At 69.0% G+C, this 16,507-nt stretch carries 14 protein-coding genes; 3 read left to right on the top strand and 11 right to left on the bottom strand.

What is annotated here, in order from left to right; genetic code table 11:
• Positions 1-6 precede the first annotated feature (6 nt).
• Positions 7-1,008, top strand: a complete 1,002-nt coding sequence (locus tag KNO15_RS17850) for a ketopantoate reductase family protein (protein WP_241705149.1) — start codon at positions 7-9, stop codon at positions 1,006-1,008.
• A gap of 27 nt (positions 1,009-1,035) precedes the next feature.
• Here KNO15_RS17850 and KNO15_RS17845 read toward each other — a convergent pair whose 3' ends face one another.
• Complete coding sequence (locus KNO15_RS17845; RefSeq protein ID WP_241705148.1) at positions 1,036-1,626, bottom strand: hypothetical protein; 591 nt, start codon at positions 1,624-1,626, stop codon at positions 1,036-1,038.
• 50 nt (positions 1,627-1,676) lie between these two features.
• Between KNO15_RS17845 and KNO15_RS17840 the strand changes: the two genes are divergently transcribed.
• A complete protein-coding gene (locus tag KNO15_RS17840; RefSeq protein ID WP_241705147.1) occupies positions 1,677-2,546 on the top strand; it encodes an A/G-specific adenine glycosylase in 870 nt (289 codons plus the stop codon).
• Between the two features lie 4 nt (positions 2,547-2,550).
• Here the strand turns inward: KNO15_RS17840 and KNO15_RS17835 are convergent, their stop codons facing one another.
• The 6 genes from KNO15_RS17835 to nusA form a co-directional block, all read right to left on the bottom strand.
• Entirely contained in the window at positions 2,551-2,841 is a 291-nt protein-coding gene (locus KNO15_RS17835; protein ID WP_241705146.1) for a YciI family protein, read from the bottom strand.
• A gap of 99 nt (positions 2,842-2,940) precedes the next feature.
• A complete protein-coding gene (locus KNO15_RS17830; protein ID WP_241705145.1) occupies positions 2,941-5,052 on the bottom strand; it encodes an acyltransferase family protein in 2,112 nt (703 codons plus the stop codon).
• A gap of 160 nt (positions 5,053-5,212) precedes the next feature.
• The gene (gene rbfA, locus KNO15_RS17825; RefSeq protein ID WP_241705144.1) at positions 5,213-5,650 is read right to left on the bottom strand and encodes a 30S ribosome-binding factor RbfA; all 438 of its coding nucleotides are present in this window, start codon (positions 5,648-5,650) and stop codon (positions 5,213-5,215) included.
• A 77-nt stretch (positions 5,651-5,727) separates the two neighbouring features.
• Positions 5,728-8,502 (bottom strand): translation initiation factor IF-2, encoded by a 2,775-nt coding sequence (infB, locus tag KNO15_RS17820; RefSeq protein WP_241705143.1) that lies wholly within the window; start codon positions 8,500-8,502, stop codon positions 5,728-5,730.
• A gap of 80 nt (positions 8,503-8,582) precedes the next feature.
• Positions 8,583-8,873: a YlxR family protein gene (locus KNO15_RS17815; RefSeq protein ID WP_241705142.1), complete on the bottom strand. Its 291-nt coding sequence runs from the start codon at positions 8,871-8,873 to the stop codon at positions 8,583-8,585.
• A 206-nt stretch (positions 8,874-9,079) separates the two neighbouring features.
• Entirely contained in the window at positions 9,080-10,087 is a 1,008-nt protein-coding gene (gene nusA, locus KNO15_RS17810; RefSeq protein WP_241705141.1) for a transcription termination factor NusA, read from the bottom strand.
• A gap of 109 nt (positions 10,088-10,196) precedes the next feature.
• Here nusA and KNO15_RS17805 point away from each other — a divergent pair, with 109 nt between their 5' ends.
• Entirely contained in the window at positions 10,197-10,979 is a 783-nt protein-coding gene (locus tag KNO15_RS17805; RefSeq protein ID WP_241705140.1) for a DUF1206 domain-containing protein, read from the top strand.
• Positions 10,980-10,987: 8 nt separating this feature from the next.
• Here the strand turns inward: KNO15_RS17805 and KNO15_RS17800 are convergent, their stop codons facing one another.
• From KNO15_RS17800 to KNO15_RS17785, 4 genes are all read right to left on the bottom strand, one after another.
• Complete coding sequence (locus KNO15_RS17800; RefSeq protein ID WP_278046576.1) at positions 10,988-12,982, bottom strand: ABC transporter ATP-binding protein; 1,995 nt, start codon at positions 12,980-12,982, stop codon at positions 10,988-10,990.
• Positions 12,979-14,712, bottom strand: coding sequence for an ABC transporter ATP-binding protein (locus KNO15_RS17795; protein ID WP_241705139.1), 1,734 nt, complete (start codon positions 14,710-14,712; stop codon positions 12,979-12,981). The genes KNO15_RS17800 and KNO15_RS17795 overlap by 4 nt, the downstream gene beginning before the upstream one ends.
• Complete coding sequence (locus tag KNO15_RS17790) at positions 14,703-15,401, bottom strand: TetR/AcrR family transcriptional regulator (protein ID WP_241705138.1); 699 nt, start codon at positions 15,399-15,401, stop codon at positions 14,703-14,705. The genes KNO15_RS17795 and KNO15_RS17790 overlap by 10 nt, the downstream gene beginning before the upstream one ends.
• Positions 15,402-15,477: 76 nt before the next feature.
• The gene (locus tag KNO15_RS17785) at positions 15,478-16,449 is read right to left on the bottom strand and encodes an aldo/keto reductase (RefSeq protein WP_241705137.1); all 972 of its coding nucleotides are present in this window, start codon (positions 16,447-16,449) and stop codon (positions 15,478-15,480) included.
• Positions 16,450-16,507 lie beyond the last annotated feature (58 nt).

The following is a 16,507-nucleotide window of genomic DNA, read 5'->3' as shown; positions in this document are numbered from 1 at the left end:
GAGGGCGTGCGAATCGGCGTGATCGGAGCGGGAGCCATCGGCGGGACGATCGCGGCGCTGCTCGATCGCGTCGGCCATCTCGTGGAGGTCACCGCGCGCGGCGACCACCTCGCCGCGATCCGCGCCGATGGACTGCGACTCGACGGCGGCTGGGGCGCGCACACGGCGCGCGTCGCCGCGGCCGAACGGCTGCAGACGCGCCCGGAGCTCGCGTTCGTCTGCACCAAGGCGCAGGATGCCGAGTCGGCCATCCGCGAGAACGCCGGCCTGCTCGAGGGCATCACCGTCGTCATCGTGCAGAACGGCCTCGCCGGCCTGCGGCTGGCGACCGAGCTGCTCCCCGGCTCCGAGTGCATCGGAGCGCTCGCGCTCTACGCCGCCAGCTACCTCTCCCCCGGCACGGTCAGCGTGACCACCGTCAACAACACCTACCTCGGCGCCGGCGACGGCGAGCCCCCTCAGTCGGCCGTCGACGCGGCGCGCATCCTCGACGCCGCGATGCCGAGCTTCGCCGTCGACAACTTCACCGGCTGCCAGTGGACGAAGCTCATGGTCAACCAGGTGAACGCGATGCCCGCCATCACCGGCCTGAGCGCGCAGGAGACGCTCGGCAGCCGAACCCTGCGGCCCATCGTCACCGCGAGCCTCCAGGAGGCCGTGCGCGTCGGAATCGCCCGTGGTGTCCGCTACGGCAGCATCCAGGGTCTCGACGATCGCATCCTGCGATTCGTCGCCTCCTCGCCCCGCTGGATCGCACAGGTCGTCCCGCTGCTGATGCGGAGGCGGATGGGCGCGACACCGAACCCCGGATCGACCCTGCAGAGCATCCGCCGCGGGCAGCCGAGCGAGATCGACTACCTGAACGGAGCGGTCGTCGCGGAAGCCAGGGCGAACGGCGGCGACGCTCCCGTGAACGCCGCCCTCACCGGCCTCGTGCACGACGTGGAGGCCACCGGCGCGTTCATCACGCCGGCGGACGTCGCCCGGCGCATGCAGCCGTTGCTCTGACCGGAGGCTGCTGGTCCGGCCGGCGCATCACGCCGACTCGGGTCGCGCCACCCGCACCGGGGCGACCGGATCGGAGTCGTCGACGAGAATGGTCGCGACCTCCCGCGGCCGTGCCTCCTCCTCGTAGATGGCGCGCTCCGGGGCATTGACCAGCAGCACGGACGCGTTCCACTCCCGCCGCAGTTCCGGGCGCAGCAAGAACTCGCCATCGATCACGAGCACCGCGTCCGGTCCGGCGGTCTCCCACCTGCTCTCGACGGGGACATCCCGCGCCTCGTCGAAGGCGGCGGTCTGGAACCCGGTGCTGCCCGCCATCCGGAACGGGTCGATCAGCACCCGCCGCAGCGTCCCGTAGTCGAAGGAGTCGCGGTAGAAGCCGGTGGGAGTCTCCGGGCCGAGCAGCGTGCGGTCGGCGCGCGGGCGATGGAAGTCGCCGACCGACGCCCGATGGGTGTCGGAGCCGGCCTCCCGGAACACCTCGGCGAGGTCGTCGGCGAACGCCGCGGTGCCGCCGCCTCCGTCGACGGCGACGATCACGCGCCCTCTCGGCGCCAGCGCACGCACGTCGCCGACGATCTCGCGCAGCGCGAGGACCCGCGGAGTCGGAGGCAGCATCATGCGACGAGCATAAGCCGTGGGCGACGGCTGCGAACCGGTAGCCTCGAAGCATGCCGGAGACATTCGCCTCCACGGTGGTGGACTGGTATCACGCGAACCGGCGCGACCTCCCGTGGCGCCGCGACGGCTTCACCGCCTGGGGAACGCTCGTCAGCGAGTTCATGCTGCAGCAGACCCCGGTGTCCCGCGTGATCCCGCGTCTCGAGGAGTGGCTGACCCGCTGGCCGACTCCTGCCGACCTGGCGGCCGTGCCGCCCGGGGAGGCGGTGCGCGCATGGCAGTCGCTCGGTTACCCGCGCCGTGCGCTGTGGCTGCACGCGGCCGCCGTCGCGATCACCGAACGGCACGGCGGCGTCGTGCCCGACGATGTGGAGGCCCTGCTGGCCCTCCCGGGCATCGGCGACTACACCGCCCGTGCGGTGGCCGTCTTCGCCTACGGCGCACGCCATCCCGTCGTCGACACCAACATCCGCCGCGTCATCGCCCGCGCCGTCGACGGTCAGGGCGAGCCGCCACCCCCGAGCGCCCGGCGCGACCTCGCGGCGATGTCGGCGCTGCTCCCCCGCGAGCTCCCTGCGGCCGCCGCCTTCAACGCGGGGATGATGGAACTCGGAGCGATCGTCTGCACGGCCCGGGCGCCCCGCTGCGACGACTGCCCGCTGGCGCTACAGTGCGCATGGCGGGCGGCCGGCTATCCGGCGTACGAAGGCCCGCGCAAGGCCGTGCAGAAGAAGTACGAGGGCAGCGACCGCCAGGTGCGCGGCCGCATCCTCGCGGAGCTGCGCGCGTCGCACATCCCCGTCACCCCGGAGGAACTCGAAGACGTCTGGCCGGATGCGGCACAGCGCGACCGTGCGCTGCGCGGCCTCGTGGAGGACGGACTCGCGGTGCCGGAGGGCGGCGGATACACGCTGCCCTGAGCCCTCATCGCTCCGCGAAGACCGCCGGATCCCAGTCGAGGATGCGCGACCGGTACACCAGCCCCTCCGTCATGAACGGATCGCCGTCGCGGAACCGCTCAGCGGCCTCCCTCGACCGGAAGATCGCCATCGACCCCTGCGACGCGGGATCGCCGAACGTGCCGATCATCAGCACGTCGCCATCCTTCGCGAACTCGTCGAGGTAGGCCTTGTGTCGCGGGTAGGTGTCCACCAGCCGCTGGAAGTGCTCCGGCCCGGCGTCGGGGTCGGCATCGTAGAACGAGACGGCGTACATGCCCTCAGCGTACGAAGCTCTCCGCCAACGACGCCAGAAGGAACTTTTGTCATGCTCGCGCAGCCGGACCAGCGGCAAGCCCGTCACGCCCCGGCGACGTCACCGGGCAGCCCGGTCCGGGACGACCCCCGTCTCGTCGAAGGCCGAACGCAGGACGTTCGCGAGTGACGCCGAGTATTCGGCGGTCATATGGCTGGTATCGATCCGGATGATCAGGTTGCCTGCGCCGACCGGACAGAGCCCATCCGTGGTGCAGAACCAGGGCACCGGATCGACGTAGGCGACCGTCATCCCGTCCACGACCGCGTCGCGCACCGCGCCCTGCTCAGCCGACCGCTTGATACCGTTGTCCGCCGGGATCGTCGCCGTGCACCGCTCGGGCCCGAAGATCCGGATCGCGCAGTCCACGGGGCGTCTCCCCTCGGGCGGATTGCCGAGTACCAGGACCGGCACACCGGCGGATCGCACGCTCTCGATGCTCCGAACCGTGGCCTGGCGCCACTCGGCTCCGGCGGCGTCTCCGGTGTTGCCGCTGACGAGGAAGCGCATCGAAGCGACGGCGCTCGACAAGACGATCAGGTCGGGCTTCGCCGCGGCGGCCTTGGCGAGGTCGGCTCTCCTGGCCTTCGCGCAGTCGTCCACGAACGTCTTGAGACCGCGGATCTCTTTCGTAAGGGCTGACGCCGCGGGGCAGCCCGCCAGGCCGAGCGCTCCGACCTGCCAGCCGGAACCGAGCGCGCCCTGGATCGCCGGGACCCAGGCCATCGCGATGGAGTCGCCGACGACGATCGCTGTGCGCTTCGTATCGGATTCGGGTGGAAGACAGATCAGGTTCAGAGCATTCGAATCGGGCGCCAGGCCTACGGGCTCGCGCTGGCAGCCACGGTGGTTCACATGCGCCAGCGGCGCGGACAGCATGTGCTCGAACGGCTGCCACGAGGTGGCAGCGGCCGCTTTCGAGAGCGCAGCGGCCAGCGCGCCCGAAGAGGACCAGGTGGTCGACGCAACGGACGCGGGCTGAACTCTCGGCAGGAGCGACATCCCGTTGAGCTGCCCAGCCGAGAGAACGGCGACCAGCCCGGCGGTCACCGCTATGCCGCCGACACGTGTCCAGGTGCGGCGCCGGGACAGCCAATCCTGGACGTGGTTCCACACACGCGCGTGTCGCGCGGGGTCTTCGATGAACCGGTACGAAGCGGCAGCAACGATCAGGGAGACGAACACGCACACCAGGCCGCGGAAGAAGGGCTCGCCCGGAATGAGCGCTGCCGCGAAGAAGATGATGGGCGCGTGCCACAGGTACAGGGAATACGAGATCCGGCCGATGTAACGAACCGGCCACACGGTCAGAACGCGCCCGAAATCACGCTCGCTCGCCGCCCGCTCCGCGGCCACGATGACAGCCGCGGTGCCGAGCACCGGAAGAAGCGCAGTCGCCCCGGGAAACGGGGTCGCCGAATCGAAGGCGACGGCGGCCACGACGATCGCGAGGAGTCCGGCAGTTCGCAGCGCAACAGCCGACCGTCGACGAGACACACTCAGCACCCCGGTCGCGACGATCACACCGACGGCGAATTCCCAGACCCGTGTCGGCGTCGCATAGTACGCAGACGCGGGGCGGTACGCCGTGAACCAGACGGAATAGGCCAGGAAGATCGCAAAGCCGGCGATTCCGATCCAGAGAACCGTGGCCCGCAGGTGCGGAGAGCGCCCTTTCGACAGCGCAGCGACGCCAGACCATCCGAGTAGGAGGAGCCACGGCCAGAACGCGTAGAACTGTTCCTCGACCGAAAGCGACCAGAAGTGCTGGTAGGGCGAGGCGGATCCGGTCGATTCGAGATAGTTGTTGCCGATGCTGACGAGGAACCAGTTCTGCACCCAGACCAGCGAAGCGGCTGCCTGTCGGTTCCAGGCCGCATTGGTCAGACCGAAGAACAGAAGGCCGGACACCCCGGCGGTGACCGCGATGGTCACGATCGCCGCGGGAGCGAGGCGGGCGAATCGTCGCGTATAGAAGCGCCCGAGCGCGATCCGCCCGGTCTTCTCCTTCTCGTGCAGCAGTGCCCGGGTGATCAGGTACCCGGAGATCACGAAGAAGATGTCGACACCGATGTAGCCTCCGGTCGGCCAGTACCACGCGTGGTTCGCCACGACGAGAAGTACGGCGACGGCACGGAGCCCTTCGATGTCGAGACGGAAGCGGGTGGCCACGAGTAGTCCTTCAGGATGCCAACGATACAGATGTACTAACCCTAAATTTTAGTGGTCACATCTGAGTTAAATCGGCTGCATCCGAACCCCGGACAAGAAAAATGACCCGGTGGATCACCACCGGGCCATCTCCTCGTCGACGCTCACTCCTCGTCGACGCTCACTCCTCGTCGTCGATATCCCTCGGCTTCACGTAGGGGTCCTCGTCGCCGGCGTAGCTCGCACCGGAGGCCAGACCGGCCACCTCGGTGTCGTGCTCGCGCGCCTGGCGCAGGAGGTCTTCGATGTGCGCCGCGTTCTCGGGAATGGCGTCCAGCTGGAACTCCAGCGTCGGCGTCAGCCGGGCGGTGATGTTCTTGCCGACCTCAGTGCGCAGCATGCCGGTCGCCGCCTGCAGGGCGGCGGCGGTGTCGGCGCGCTCCTGATCGGTGCCGTACACCGTGTAGAAGACCGTGGCGTGCTGGAGGTCGCCCGTCACCTGGACGTCGGTGATCGTCACGAAGCCCAGGCGCGGGTCGCGCAGACCGCGATCGAGCCGCTTCGCGATGATGACCTTGATTCTGTCGGCGAGCTTCCTCGCCCGTGCCGGATCGGCCATGTGGTCCTCCTTCGATGGTTCCGGTGCGGAAGCCGAAGGCCCGGCGGTCACCCGCCGGGCCTTGCGTGCCTCCGACATCAGACGCGGGGCTTCTCCCGCAGCTCGGTGGTCTCGATCTCGTCGCCGACCTGGATGTCGTTGTACTTGCCGAGGCCGATACCGGCTTCGAAGTCCGTGCGCACCTCGGTGACGTCGTCCTTGAAGCGGCGCAGCGACTCGATGGCGAGGTTGTCCCCCACCACCACGCCGTCGCGGATGACGCGCGCCTTGGCGTTGCGCGTGATCGTTCCGGACCGGACGATGACACCGGCGATGTTGCCGAACTTGGAGGAGCGGAACACCTCGCGGATCTCGGCCACACCCGACTGGACCTCTTCGAACTCGGGCTTGAGCATGCCCTTGAGCGAGTTCTCGATGTCCTCGATGGCGTTGTAGATGACCGAGTAGAAGCGGACGTCCACACCTTCGCGGGCCGCGCGCTCGCGAGCCTTCACGTCCGGGCGGACGTTGAAGCCGATCACGATCGCGTTGTCGATGGTCGCCAGGTCGATGTCCGACTCGGTGATCGCGCCGACGCCGCGGTGCAGGATGCGGAGGCTGACCGAGTCGTCGACCTCGATCTTCATGAGCGACTCCTCCAGCGCCTCCACGGCACCGGACACGTCGCCCTTGATGATGAGGTTGAGCGCCTCGACCTTGCCCTCTTCCAGAGCGCGGGTGAAGTCCTCGAGCGAGATGCGCTTGCGGGCCTTCGCCAGCTGGGCGTTGCGCTCGGCGGCCTCGCGCTTCTCGGCGATCTGACGAGCGGTGCGGTCCTCCTCGGTGACGATGAAGGTGTCACCGGCGCGCGGGACGCTGGAGAGACCCTGCACCTGGACCGGACGGGACGGAGCGGCCTCGAGCACGGGGTCGCCGTTCTCGTCGGCCATCGCACGGACGCGGCCGTAGGCCGTTCCCGCGACGATCGCGTCGCCGACGCGCAGCGTTCCGGACTGGATGAGCACGGTCGCCACGGCGCCGCGGCCCTTGTCGAGCTTCGCCTCGATGGCGACACCGCGCGCGTCCTTGTTCGGGTTGGCGCGCAGGTCGAGACCGGCGTCGGCGGTGAGCAGCACCGCGTCGAGCAGGTCGTCGATGCCGATGTTGTTGCGCGCGGAGACGTCGACGAACATGACGTCGCCGCCGTACTCCTCCGCCACCAGACCGAACTCGGTGAGCTGCTGACGCACCTTGGCCGGGTTGGCCTCCGGCTTGTCGATCTTGTTGACCGCGACCACGATCGGCACATTGGCCGCCTGGGCGTGGTTCAACGCCTCGATCGTCTGCGGCATGATGCCGTCGTCGGCCGCGACCACGAGGATCGCGATGTCGGTGACCTGCGCACCACGGGCACGCATGGCGGTGAACGCCTCGTGGCCCGGGGTGTCGATGAAGGTGATGGCACGCTCGATGCCGTCGTGCTCCGTCCACACCTGGTACGCACCGATGTGCTGGGTGATGCCGCCGGCCTCGCCCGCGACGACGTTCGCGTTGCGGATGGCGTCGAGGAGGCGCGTCTTACCGTGGTCGACGTGACCCATGACGGTGACGACCGGGGGCCGGATCTCGAGGTCCTCGTCGGACTCGCCCTCCAGCTCGGCGTCGAGGTCGATGTCGAAGCCCTCGAGCAGCTCGCGGTCCTCGTCCTCCGGCGAGACGACCTGGATCTTGTAGCCCAGCTCCTCACCGAGGATCTGGAAGGTCGCCTCGTCGAGCGACTCGGTCGCCGTCGCCATCTCGCCCAGGTGGAAGAGCACGGTGACCAGCGACGCCGGGTTCGCGTCGATCTTGTCGGCGAAGTCGGAGATGGAGGAACCACGGCGCAGTCGGATGACCGTGCCGCCGTCGCCGCGGGGAACGCTCACGCCGCCCAGCGACGGGGCCTCCCGCATCTCGAATTCCTGACGCTTCGCGCGCTTCGACTTGCGGGCCTTGGACTTGCCGCCGCCACGGCCGAACGCACCGGCGGTACCACCGCCGGGGCCACGACCGCGGCCCCCGCCTCCGGCCGGACGCGGGGCGCCGAAGCCGCCACCCGTGCCGCCACCCGGACGCTGGAAGCCGCCGCCCGCCGCGCCACCGGCGCCGCCGGGACGCTGCTGGAAGCCGGGACGGCCTCCGCCGCCACCCTGGCGCTGGCCGGGCCGGTTGCCGCCGCCCTGACCGGGCGCGCCGATACGGGGCGAGCCGGGACGCGGCGGAGCCGGACGCGGGATGTTGCCGGGGCTCGGGCGCTGGCCCATGCCCTGCGAGCTGGAGTACGGGTTGTTCCCGGGCCGAGGGGTGCTGGGCCGCTGGCCCATTCCCTGGCTCGACGAGAACGGGTTGTTGCCGGGACGCGGAGCGCCAGGGCGCGGGATGCTTCCGGCGCCGGGCGCCGCACCACCGGGCCGAGGAGCCGACGGGGCGGCCTTCTCGCTCGGGGCCGCTTCTGCTGCCGCCGTGGCGGCGGGAGCCGCCTTCTCGGCAGCGGCCTTCTCGGCGGCTGCCTTGTCGGCGGCGGCCTTCTCTGCCGCGGCCTGACGCTCGGCGACCGACATCGGCGCCTGCGGCTTCGGTGCGCCGGACTCGCTCGACGCCGGGGGGCGCGGAGCTGCCGGACGAGGAGCCTCCGCCTTGGGGGCGGCGGCGGCCTTGTCGGCGGTGAAGCCTTCAGCCTCCAGGGCGGCACGCAGCTTGCGCGCTACCGGCGGCTCGATGCTGGAGGACGGTCCCTTGACGAACTCGCCCATCTCTTTGAGTTTCGCGAGCGCGACTTTGCTGTCGACGCCGAGCTCGCTCGCGACCTCGTGTACGCGTGGTTTTGCAGCCACAATTCTCCTGTCTGGGGCCTACCCCGGACAGGGCAGGCGTTAGTAACGGACGGAACTCATTTCGAGCCGCTCATTTGGTGTCACTCATGTGAAGTCACAGCTTCTTCTGCCTGTTCTCGTAAGTAGGCCCTGAGGGATTCAGCCCACGGGGCCGTCGCGTCGAGGCTCTTCTCCGCTCTCAGCGCCCGCCCGAAGGCCCTGCGCTTGAGTGCGAGATCGAGACACTCGTCGACCGGATGCAGCCACGCGCCCCGTCCGGGAAGAGTGGCGGACGGGTCCGCCACGATTTCCGAATTCCGGAGAACGACCCTCAGAAGTGAGGGCCGGGGAGCGCGAGAACGGCATCCGACGCACGTTCTGACGGCTTCCATCTTACCCCTCACGCATCTCTGCGCCGAAATCAGGACGGAGCGCCGCGTATAGTCCAACGCCCCATCCTGAGCGAACATTCCCTGAAGAATTACTTGTCGTCCAGAATCGAATCGGGCTGGATGTCGTTTTCATGTGCCTTCGGCAACCGTGTCGCCACGGCTTCGCCCCGTCGGCACGGCGCGAAGATCGACATCCAGCCCTCTCCTTACTTGTCGTCCAGAATCGAATCGGGCTGGATGTCGATCTTCGCGCCCGTCAGCTTCGCCGCGAGGCGCGCGTTCTGCCCCTCCTTGCCGATGGCCAGCGACAGCTGGTAGTCGGGCACGAGGGCACGCACCGCCTTGAGCGACTCGTCGATGACGAACGCGCTTGTCACCTTGGCCGGCGAGAGCGCGCTCGAGACGAAGGTCGCGAGATCGGGCGAGTAGTCGACGATGTCGATCTTCTCGTTGTTGAGCTCGGCGGTCACGGCGCGCACACGCTGACCGAGCTCGCCGATGCAGGCGCCCTTGGCGTTCACGCCCGGTTCCGTCGCACGAACGGCGATCTTGGTGCGGTGTCCTGCCTCGCGGGCGAGCGAGACGATCTCGACGATGCCGCTGGCGATCTCCGGGACCTCCAGGGCGAACAGCTTGCGGACGAGCGCCGGGTGCGTGCGCGAGACCGTGATCGACGGCCCCTTCGCACCCTTGGCGACGCTGGTGACGTAGACGCGGATCCGGGAACCGTGCGTGTACTCCTCGCCGGGCACCTGCTCCTCGGGCGGCAGGATGGCCTCCACGCTGCCCAGATCGATGTGCACCATGCGGGGGTTGGGGCCCTGCTGGATGATGCCGGCGACGATGTCGCCCTCGCGACCGCGGAACTCGCCGAGCACCGCGTCGTCGGCGATATCGCGCAGCCGCTGGTTGATCACCTGCTTGGCCGCGAACGCAGCGATGCGCCCGAAGTCGCTCGGGCTGTCCTCGGCCTCGCCGATGACGTTGCCCTCGTCGTCGTGCTCGGGAACGTAAACGGTGACATGCCCGGTCTTGCGGTCCAGGTGCACGCGCGCGGCGGGCGGCTGGTCGCTGTGCCCGTGACGGTGGTCGGCCTGGTTGGTGTGCTTGAGATACGCGGTCAGGATGGCCTGCTCGATGATCTGCACAAGCTCGTCGAACGGGATCTCCTTCTCGCGCTCCATGAGACGCAAGACGCTGAGGTCGATGTCCATGCCGGCCTCCTCTATTCAGATCTTCGCCGCCGCGCGATGGCGCGACGGACTCAGCTCTCTACGGTACCCGAGATTCCCGAGGGCCGGGACCCCGCGTACCCTGCAGGGCATGAGCGCACCCTCCCGAACGGCGTCTCGCCTCGAACGCAGCACGACCGTGCGGATCCTGACCCGCGTCGGACTGGCCTCCATCGGCCTCCTCCACCTCCTCATCGGCATCATCGCGCTGGCGGTCGCGGCGGGAGCGGGCGGTCAGGCCGACCAGTCGGGTGCGCTGCAGGCCGTGGCCTCCGCACCCGGTGGCGTCTTCGTGCTCTGGCTGGTGGTCGCCGGCTTGATCGTGCTCGCGGTCTGGCAGCTCCTGGTCGCGGTGACGGCGCACGGCGCCGGCACGAAGGCCCTCGAGGTGGTCAAGGCGGTGGTGTACGCGGCCCTGGCGGTCGTGACGGTCTCGATCGCGACCGGAGGTCACCACAACACGACGTCGACGGAGAAGACTCTGAGCGCGCGCCTTCTCGCACTGCCCGGCGGAGTCTTCGTGCTCGGCCTGGTCGGGCTGGTCGTCGTCGTCGTGGGCGCCGGATTCATCCGCAACGGCGTGACGCACCGCTTCGAGCGCGACCTCAAGCTGCCTCCGGATCGGTGGGCGGGGACGATAACCGTGCTCGGCAGGGTCGGCTACATCGCCAAGGGGATCGCCCTCCTGCTCGTCGGCGGCCTGGTGGTGGCCGCCGCCATCACCGTCGACCCGTCGAAGGCCGGCGGGCTCGACGGAAGCCTCAAGGCCCTGGTGAGCGTCCCGTTCGGCGTGTTCCTTCTCATCGCGATCGCCGCCGGGCTGATCGCCTACGGCCTCTTCTGGTGCGTGCGGGCGGTGCGGGCGCGACTCTAGCCGGTGAGCTACGCCTCCTCCTCCGCCGGCGCCGCGAACTGCGCGTTGTAGAGCGTGTAGTACGCCCCGCCGCGCGCCAGCAGCTCGGCGTGGGTGCCCTGCTCGACGATCCTCCCGGCCTCCATCACGAGGATCAGATCCGCGTCACGGATGGTGGACAGCCGGTGCGCGATCACGAAGGACGTGCGATCGGCGCGCAGCGCGCTCATGGCCTTCTGCACCAGCAGCTCGGTGCGGGTGTCGACCGACGACGTCGCCTCGTCGAGGATGAGCACGCTGGGCCGCGCGAGGAACGCCCGCGCGATCGTCAGCAGCTGCTTCTCCCCCGCCGACACATTGGAGCCCTCGTCGTCCAGCACGGTGTCGTAGCCGTCCGGCAGCGAGTGCACGAACCGGTCGACGTAGGTGGCGCGGGCCGCGTCGAGGATCTCCTCCTCGGTGGCGTCGGGCCGGCCGTACGCGATGTTCTCCCGGATGGTGCCCTTGAACAGCCAGGTGTCCTGGAGCACCATTCCCATCCGCTCTCGCAGGTCGTGCCGCGTCATCGACGCGATGTCGACGCCGTCGAGGGTGATCCGGCCGGAGTCGAGGTCGTAGAAGCGCATCATCAGGTTGACCAGGGTCGTCTTGCCCGCGCCGGTCGGGCCGACGATCGCGACCGTCTGGCCCGGTTCAGCCACCAGCGAGAGGTCCTCGATGAGCGGCTTGTCCGGCACGTACCGGAACGAGACGTCCTCGAAGGCGAGCCTCCCCCGCGTGCCCTCCGGACTCTCCGGCTCTGCTGGGTCGGCGCTCTGCTCGTCGGCGTCGAGCAGCTCGAACACGCGCTCGGCGCTGGCGACGCCGGACTGCAGCAGGTTCGCCATGGAGCCCAGCTGCGTCAGCGGCTGGGTGAACTGGCGCGAATACTGGATGAACGCCGTCACGTCGCCGAGCTGCATCGCGCCGTTGGCGACCTGCAATCCGCCGACCACGGCGATGGCGACGTACATGAGATTGCCGACGAACATCATCGACGGCATGATCAGCCCGGAGATGAACTGCGCCCCGAAGCTCGCCTGGTACATCTCCTGGTTCTTCTGACGGAACCGCTCCTCCACCTCGCGGTGGCGGCCGAACACCTTGACCAGCGAGTGGCCGGTGAAGGCCTCCTCGATCTGCCCGTTGAGCTCGCCCGTGCCGCGCCACTGGGCCACGAACAGCTTCTGGGAGCGCTTCGCGATCAGGGTCGTGACGAGCAGGGTGAGCGGGATGGTGATCAGGGCGATCACCGCCAGCAACGGCGAGACCACGAACATCATCACCGTCACGCCGATCACCGTAAGCAGCGAGGTGAGCAGCTGGCTCAGCGTCTGCTGGAGGGTCTGCGAGATGTTGTCGATGTCGTTCGTGACGCGGCTCAGCAGCTCGCCGCGCTGCATCGTGTCGAAGTAGGTCAGCGGCAGGCGGTGGATCTTGGCCTCCACGTCCTGACGCAGCCGGTACACCGTTCGCTGGGTGATCCCGTTGAGGATGTAGCCCTGCAGGTAGCTGAACACCGACGACGCGATGTAGAGCGCCAGCACCCACATGAGGACGTGCCCGACCGCGACGAAGTCGATGCCCGCGCCCGGGACGAGCGTCGTCCCCGAGATCAGGTCGGCGCGCTGGCCCTGGCCGCTCGCTCGCAGGGTCGCGATCGCCTCCGCCTGCGTCTGCCCCGCCTTGAGATGCGCAGAGATCGCACCCGAGAAGACGAGGTTGATGGCGTTGCCGAGCAGCTTGGGGCCGAGCACGGCGAACGTGACGCTCACCACGGCGAGGAGCGTGACGATCACGATGCCGACCCGCTCCGGGCGCAGCCGGCCGGCGAGCCGCTTCGCGGAAGGCCCGAAGTTCAGGGACTTGTCGCCCGGCATCGTCATTCCGCCGAACGGGCCGCCGCCACCCGGACCGCGTCGGACCGGGGTGCGGACAGGGGCCTGTGTGGTCGCGCCGCGAGCGGCGTTGTCGTCGCGGCTCATGCCGCCTCCTCCGCGGTCAGCTGCGACGAGACGATCTCGGCGTAGGTCGGGTTGCTCTCGACGAGCTCGGCGTGGGTTCCGTGGCCGACCACCCTCCCATCGTCGAGCACGATGATCTGGTCGGCGTCCACGATGGTGGACACGCGCTGCGCGACGACGATCATGGTCGCATCGGTCTCATTGCGGGCCAGCGCCTGCCTGAGTCGCGCGTCCGTCGCGGTGTCGAGGGCCGAGAACGAGTCGTCGAAGATGAAGATCTCGGGCTTGCTCACCAGCGCGCGGGCGATCGCGAGCCTCTGTCGCTGACCACCCGACACGTTCGTGCCGCCCTGGGCGATCGGGCCGTCCAGCTTCTCGGGCATCTCGTCGACGAAGCCCTTCGCCTGCGCGATCTCGAGCGCGCGCCAGAGCTCGTCGTCCGTCGCGTTCGGGTTGCCGTAGCGGAGATTGCTCGCGACCGTTCCGGAGAAGAGGTACGGCTTCTGCGGAACCAGACCGATCCGCGACCAGAGGAGCTCGGGATCCAGCTCGGCCACATCCACTCCGTCGACCAGGACGATCCCGCTCGTGGCGTCGAACAGGCGCGGGATGAGGTTGATCAGCGTGGTCTTGCCCGCGCCGGTGCTGCCGATGATCGCGGTCGTCTTGCCCGCCTCCGCGAAGAACGTCACGTCGCTGAGCACGGGCTGCTCCGCCCCGGGGTACGAGAAGCCGACGCCGACGAACTCGACGGTGCCCGTCGCCGTGACCTCCGTCACCGGGTTCACCGGAACGACGACCGACGGCTCGGTGTCGAGCACCTGGGCGATGCGGTCGGCGCAGACGGCCGCGCGCGGGACGAGGACGGCCATCATCGTGGACATCATCACACCCATGAGGATCTGCATGAGGTACTGCAGGAAGGCCGTCAGCGTGCCGATCTGCATGGACCCGTCCGCGACCCGGTACGCGCCGAACCAGATCACCGCGACGCTGGAGACGTTGAGCACCAGCATCACGATCGGGAACATCAGCGCGAACAGTCGACCGGCCCGGATCGCGGTGTCGGTCACCTGGTCGTTCGCGACCGTGAAACGCTCGGTCTCGACCTCCTCGCGCACGAACGCCCTGACCACCCGGATGCCGGTGAGCTGCTCGCGCAGCACCCGGTTCACCCGGTCGATCCGTTCCTGCATCATGCGGAACAGCGGGACCATCCGGACGATGATCAGGCTCACCGCGATCAGCAGGACGGGGACGCTCACGGCGATCAGCCACGACAGCTGGATGTCCTGGCGCATCGCCAGGACGATCCCGCCGATCGCCAGGATCGGTGCGGAGACGAGCAGCGTGCAGGTCATCAGCACGAGCATCTGCACCTGCTGGACGTCGTTGGTGTTGCGCGTGATCAGCGACGGGGCGCCGAAGTGCGTGACCTCCCGCTCGGAGAACTCGCCCACCCGGTGGAAGATCGCGCCGCGGAGGTCTCGGCCGACGAGCATCGCGACCTTCGCCCCGAAGTAGACGGCGGTGATCGAGCACACGATCTGGACGATCGTGACCCCGAGCATCTCCGCGCCGGTCGAGAGGATGTAGCCGGTGTCGCCCTTGGCGATGCCGTTGTCGACGATGTCGGCGTTCAGGGTCGGCAGCCACAGCGACAGCAGCGACTGCGCCAGCTGGAAGACCACCACCCCGACGAGGAGCGGCCAGTGCGGCCGGAGGAACCGGCCGAGGAGTTTCAGGAGCATCGTGGCTCTCCCTGCTGTGCCGCGGACGCGGCGGTCGTGGGTGTGTAGATCGCGAACGGTCGGCCGGCGACGCCCACGAGGGCGATCCGGGCCAGGTCGTCGACGCTGAACTCGATTCCGTCGTTCAATGCGGGGAAGGCGGACGAGAAGCTGATGAGGCGGAGAATGTGGGCGACGCGCTCCGGTGGCCAATTGAGGTCGTCGGCCTCCGGCGCGAGGATCGTCGCGATGATCGCCGCGAACTCGGTGCGCTCCTGCGGCACCGGCGGCCGCTCGTGCCCCACGACCGCCATGATGCTCATGACGCTCCTGAAACGCTCGCGCAGCAGGTAGACGATCGCACGGACCTTGTTCTCGATCGGGAGCGCAGGGTCGATGGCGCGCAGCGCATCGCGGAGCGGCTCCGGGTCGAGATACTTCTCGACGGCCGCCCGCACGAGGGTCTCCTTGTCGCCGAACGCCCGCCAGATCGTGCCTTCGGCGATCCCGGCCGCGTCGGCGATCTGCCGGGAGGTCACGCCACGGCCGTGCTCGACGAGCAGCGGGATGACGGCGTCGATGATCATGGCCTTGCGGTCTTCCGGCGCGAGCGGTTGCGCACGCGTGCGCCCCGGCGGATCAGCCTCCGACCCGGCGCCTGCTCGGGCCGCCGCCACGGTCTCCGCGTCCATCTCCACACCCGTGTCCACGAAGGGAATCGTAGGCGGAGTGAGTGCTCACTCACAAGGACGGGACCGTTCGCCCAGAGCGAACGCCCACTCGAGCTCAGGGCCGGCGCGGGAAGAAGCCCGAGATCGTCTCCAGCTCGTCGGCCGTTGGCGACCAGGAGGTGGCCGCTTCGGCGTTCGCCACGATCTGCTCGGGGCGGGTCGCACCCGCGATGACGCTGGTGAGGGCCGGCTGAGCGAGGAGCCAGGCGAAGGTCGCCGCGAGCATGGTGACCCCGCGCTCGTCGCAGAACGCCTGATACCGCTCGATGGCATCCCACGGCGCTCCGTCGAGCAGGTGCTTGCGCTGCATCATGATCCGGCTGTCGGCCGGGCCGCCCGAACGGCTGAACTTGCCCGTGAACAGGCCGTTGTAGAGCGGGAAGAACGGCAGGAATCCGAGCCCGTACGCGTTGACCGCCGGCAGCACCTCGCGCTCCGCGTCGCGTTCCAGGAGGCTGTACTCGTTCTGTGCGGAGATGAATCGCGGATGCCCGGCGAGCCTCGCGGTGAACTCCGCCTCCGCGATCTGCCAGCCGGCGAGGTTGGAGTGACCGATGTACCGGATCTTCCCCTCGGCGATGAGGTCGTCGAGAGCGGCGAGCGTCTCTTCGATGGGCGTGGCGGGGTCGGGACGGTGCAGCTGGTACAGGTCGATCCAGTCCGTCCGCAGACGCCGCAGGGAGGCCTCCACGGCGAGGCGGATGTACCGCCGCGAGCCACGCACGCCCCAGTCGGGGCCGTTGGCGCCCGACATGTCCATTCCGAACTTGGTGGCGAGCACGATCTTGTCGCGCCGGCCCGCGAGCGACGCGCCCATCAGGCTCTCGGAGAGACCGCGCTCCTTGCCGTAGATGTCGGCGGTGTCGAAGAACGTCACGCCGGCGTCGATCGCCGCGCCGATGACGGCGTCGGTGCCCTCCTGAGTCTCGGTGGCGGTGCCCGCACGCCCGAAGTTGTTGCAGCCGAGGCCGATCGTGGAGACGATCAGACCAGAGGGTCCGAGGTTGCGGTATTCGATGTTCGCCATGCCGTCGAGTCTAGGCAGCGCGGTGCCCGCGAACGAATCGAAGAACTCCTCCCCAGGG

This window comes from Leifsonia shinshuensis, from assembly GCF_022606355.1.
Taxonomy (GTDB): Bacteria; Actinomycetota; Actinomycetes; order Actinomycetales; family Microbacteriaceae; genus Leifsonia; species Leifsonia shinshuensis_B.
This window is presented reverse-complemented; position numbering and strand designations above follow the sequence as displayed.

Excerpts from the sequence above, each read along its gene's own strand:
- KNO15_RS17845 (WP_241705148.1), bottom strand. The coding sequence starts at position 1,626 with ATGATGCTGCCTCCGACTCCGCGGGTCCTCGCGCTGCGCGAGATCGTC.
- KNO15_RS17840 (WP_241705147.1), top strand. The coding sequence starts at position 1,677 with ATGCCGGAGACATTCGCCTCCACGGTGGTGGACTGGTATCACGCGAAC.
- KNO15_RS17835 (WP_241705146.1), bottom strand. The coding sequence starts at position 2,841 with ATGTACGCCGTCTCGTTCTACGATGCCGACCCCGACGCCGGGCCGGAG.
- rbfA (WP_241705144.1), bottom strand. The coding sequence starts at position 5,650 with ATGGCCGATCCGGCACGGGCGAGGAAGCTCGCCGACAGAATCAAGGTC.
- KNO15_RS17815 (WP_241705142.1), bottom strand. The coding sequence starts at position 8,873 with ATGGAAGCCGTCAGAACGTGCGTCGGATGCCGTTCTCGCGCTCCCCGG.
- nusA (WP_241705141.1), bottom strand. The coding sequence starts at position 10,087 with ATGGACATCGACCTCAGCGTCTTGCGTCTCATGGAGCGCGAGAAGGAG.
- KNO15_RS17805 (WP_241705140.1), top strand. The coding sequence starts at position 10,197 with ATGAGCGCACCCTCCCGAACGGCGTCTCGCCTCGAACGCAGCACGACC.
- KNO15_RS17800 (WP_278046576.1), bottom strand. The coding sequence starts at position 12,982 with ATGAGCCGCGACGACAACGCCGCTCGCGGCGCGACCACACAGGCCCCT.
- KNO15_RS17795 (WP_241705139.1), bottom strand. The coding sequence starts at position 14,712 with ATGCTCCTGAAACTCCTCGGCCGGTTCCTCCGGCCGCACTGGCCGCTC.
- KNO15_RS17785 (WP_241705137.1), bottom strand. The coding sequence starts at position 16,449 with ATGGCGAACATCGAATACCGCAACCTCGGACCCTCTGGTCTGATCGTC.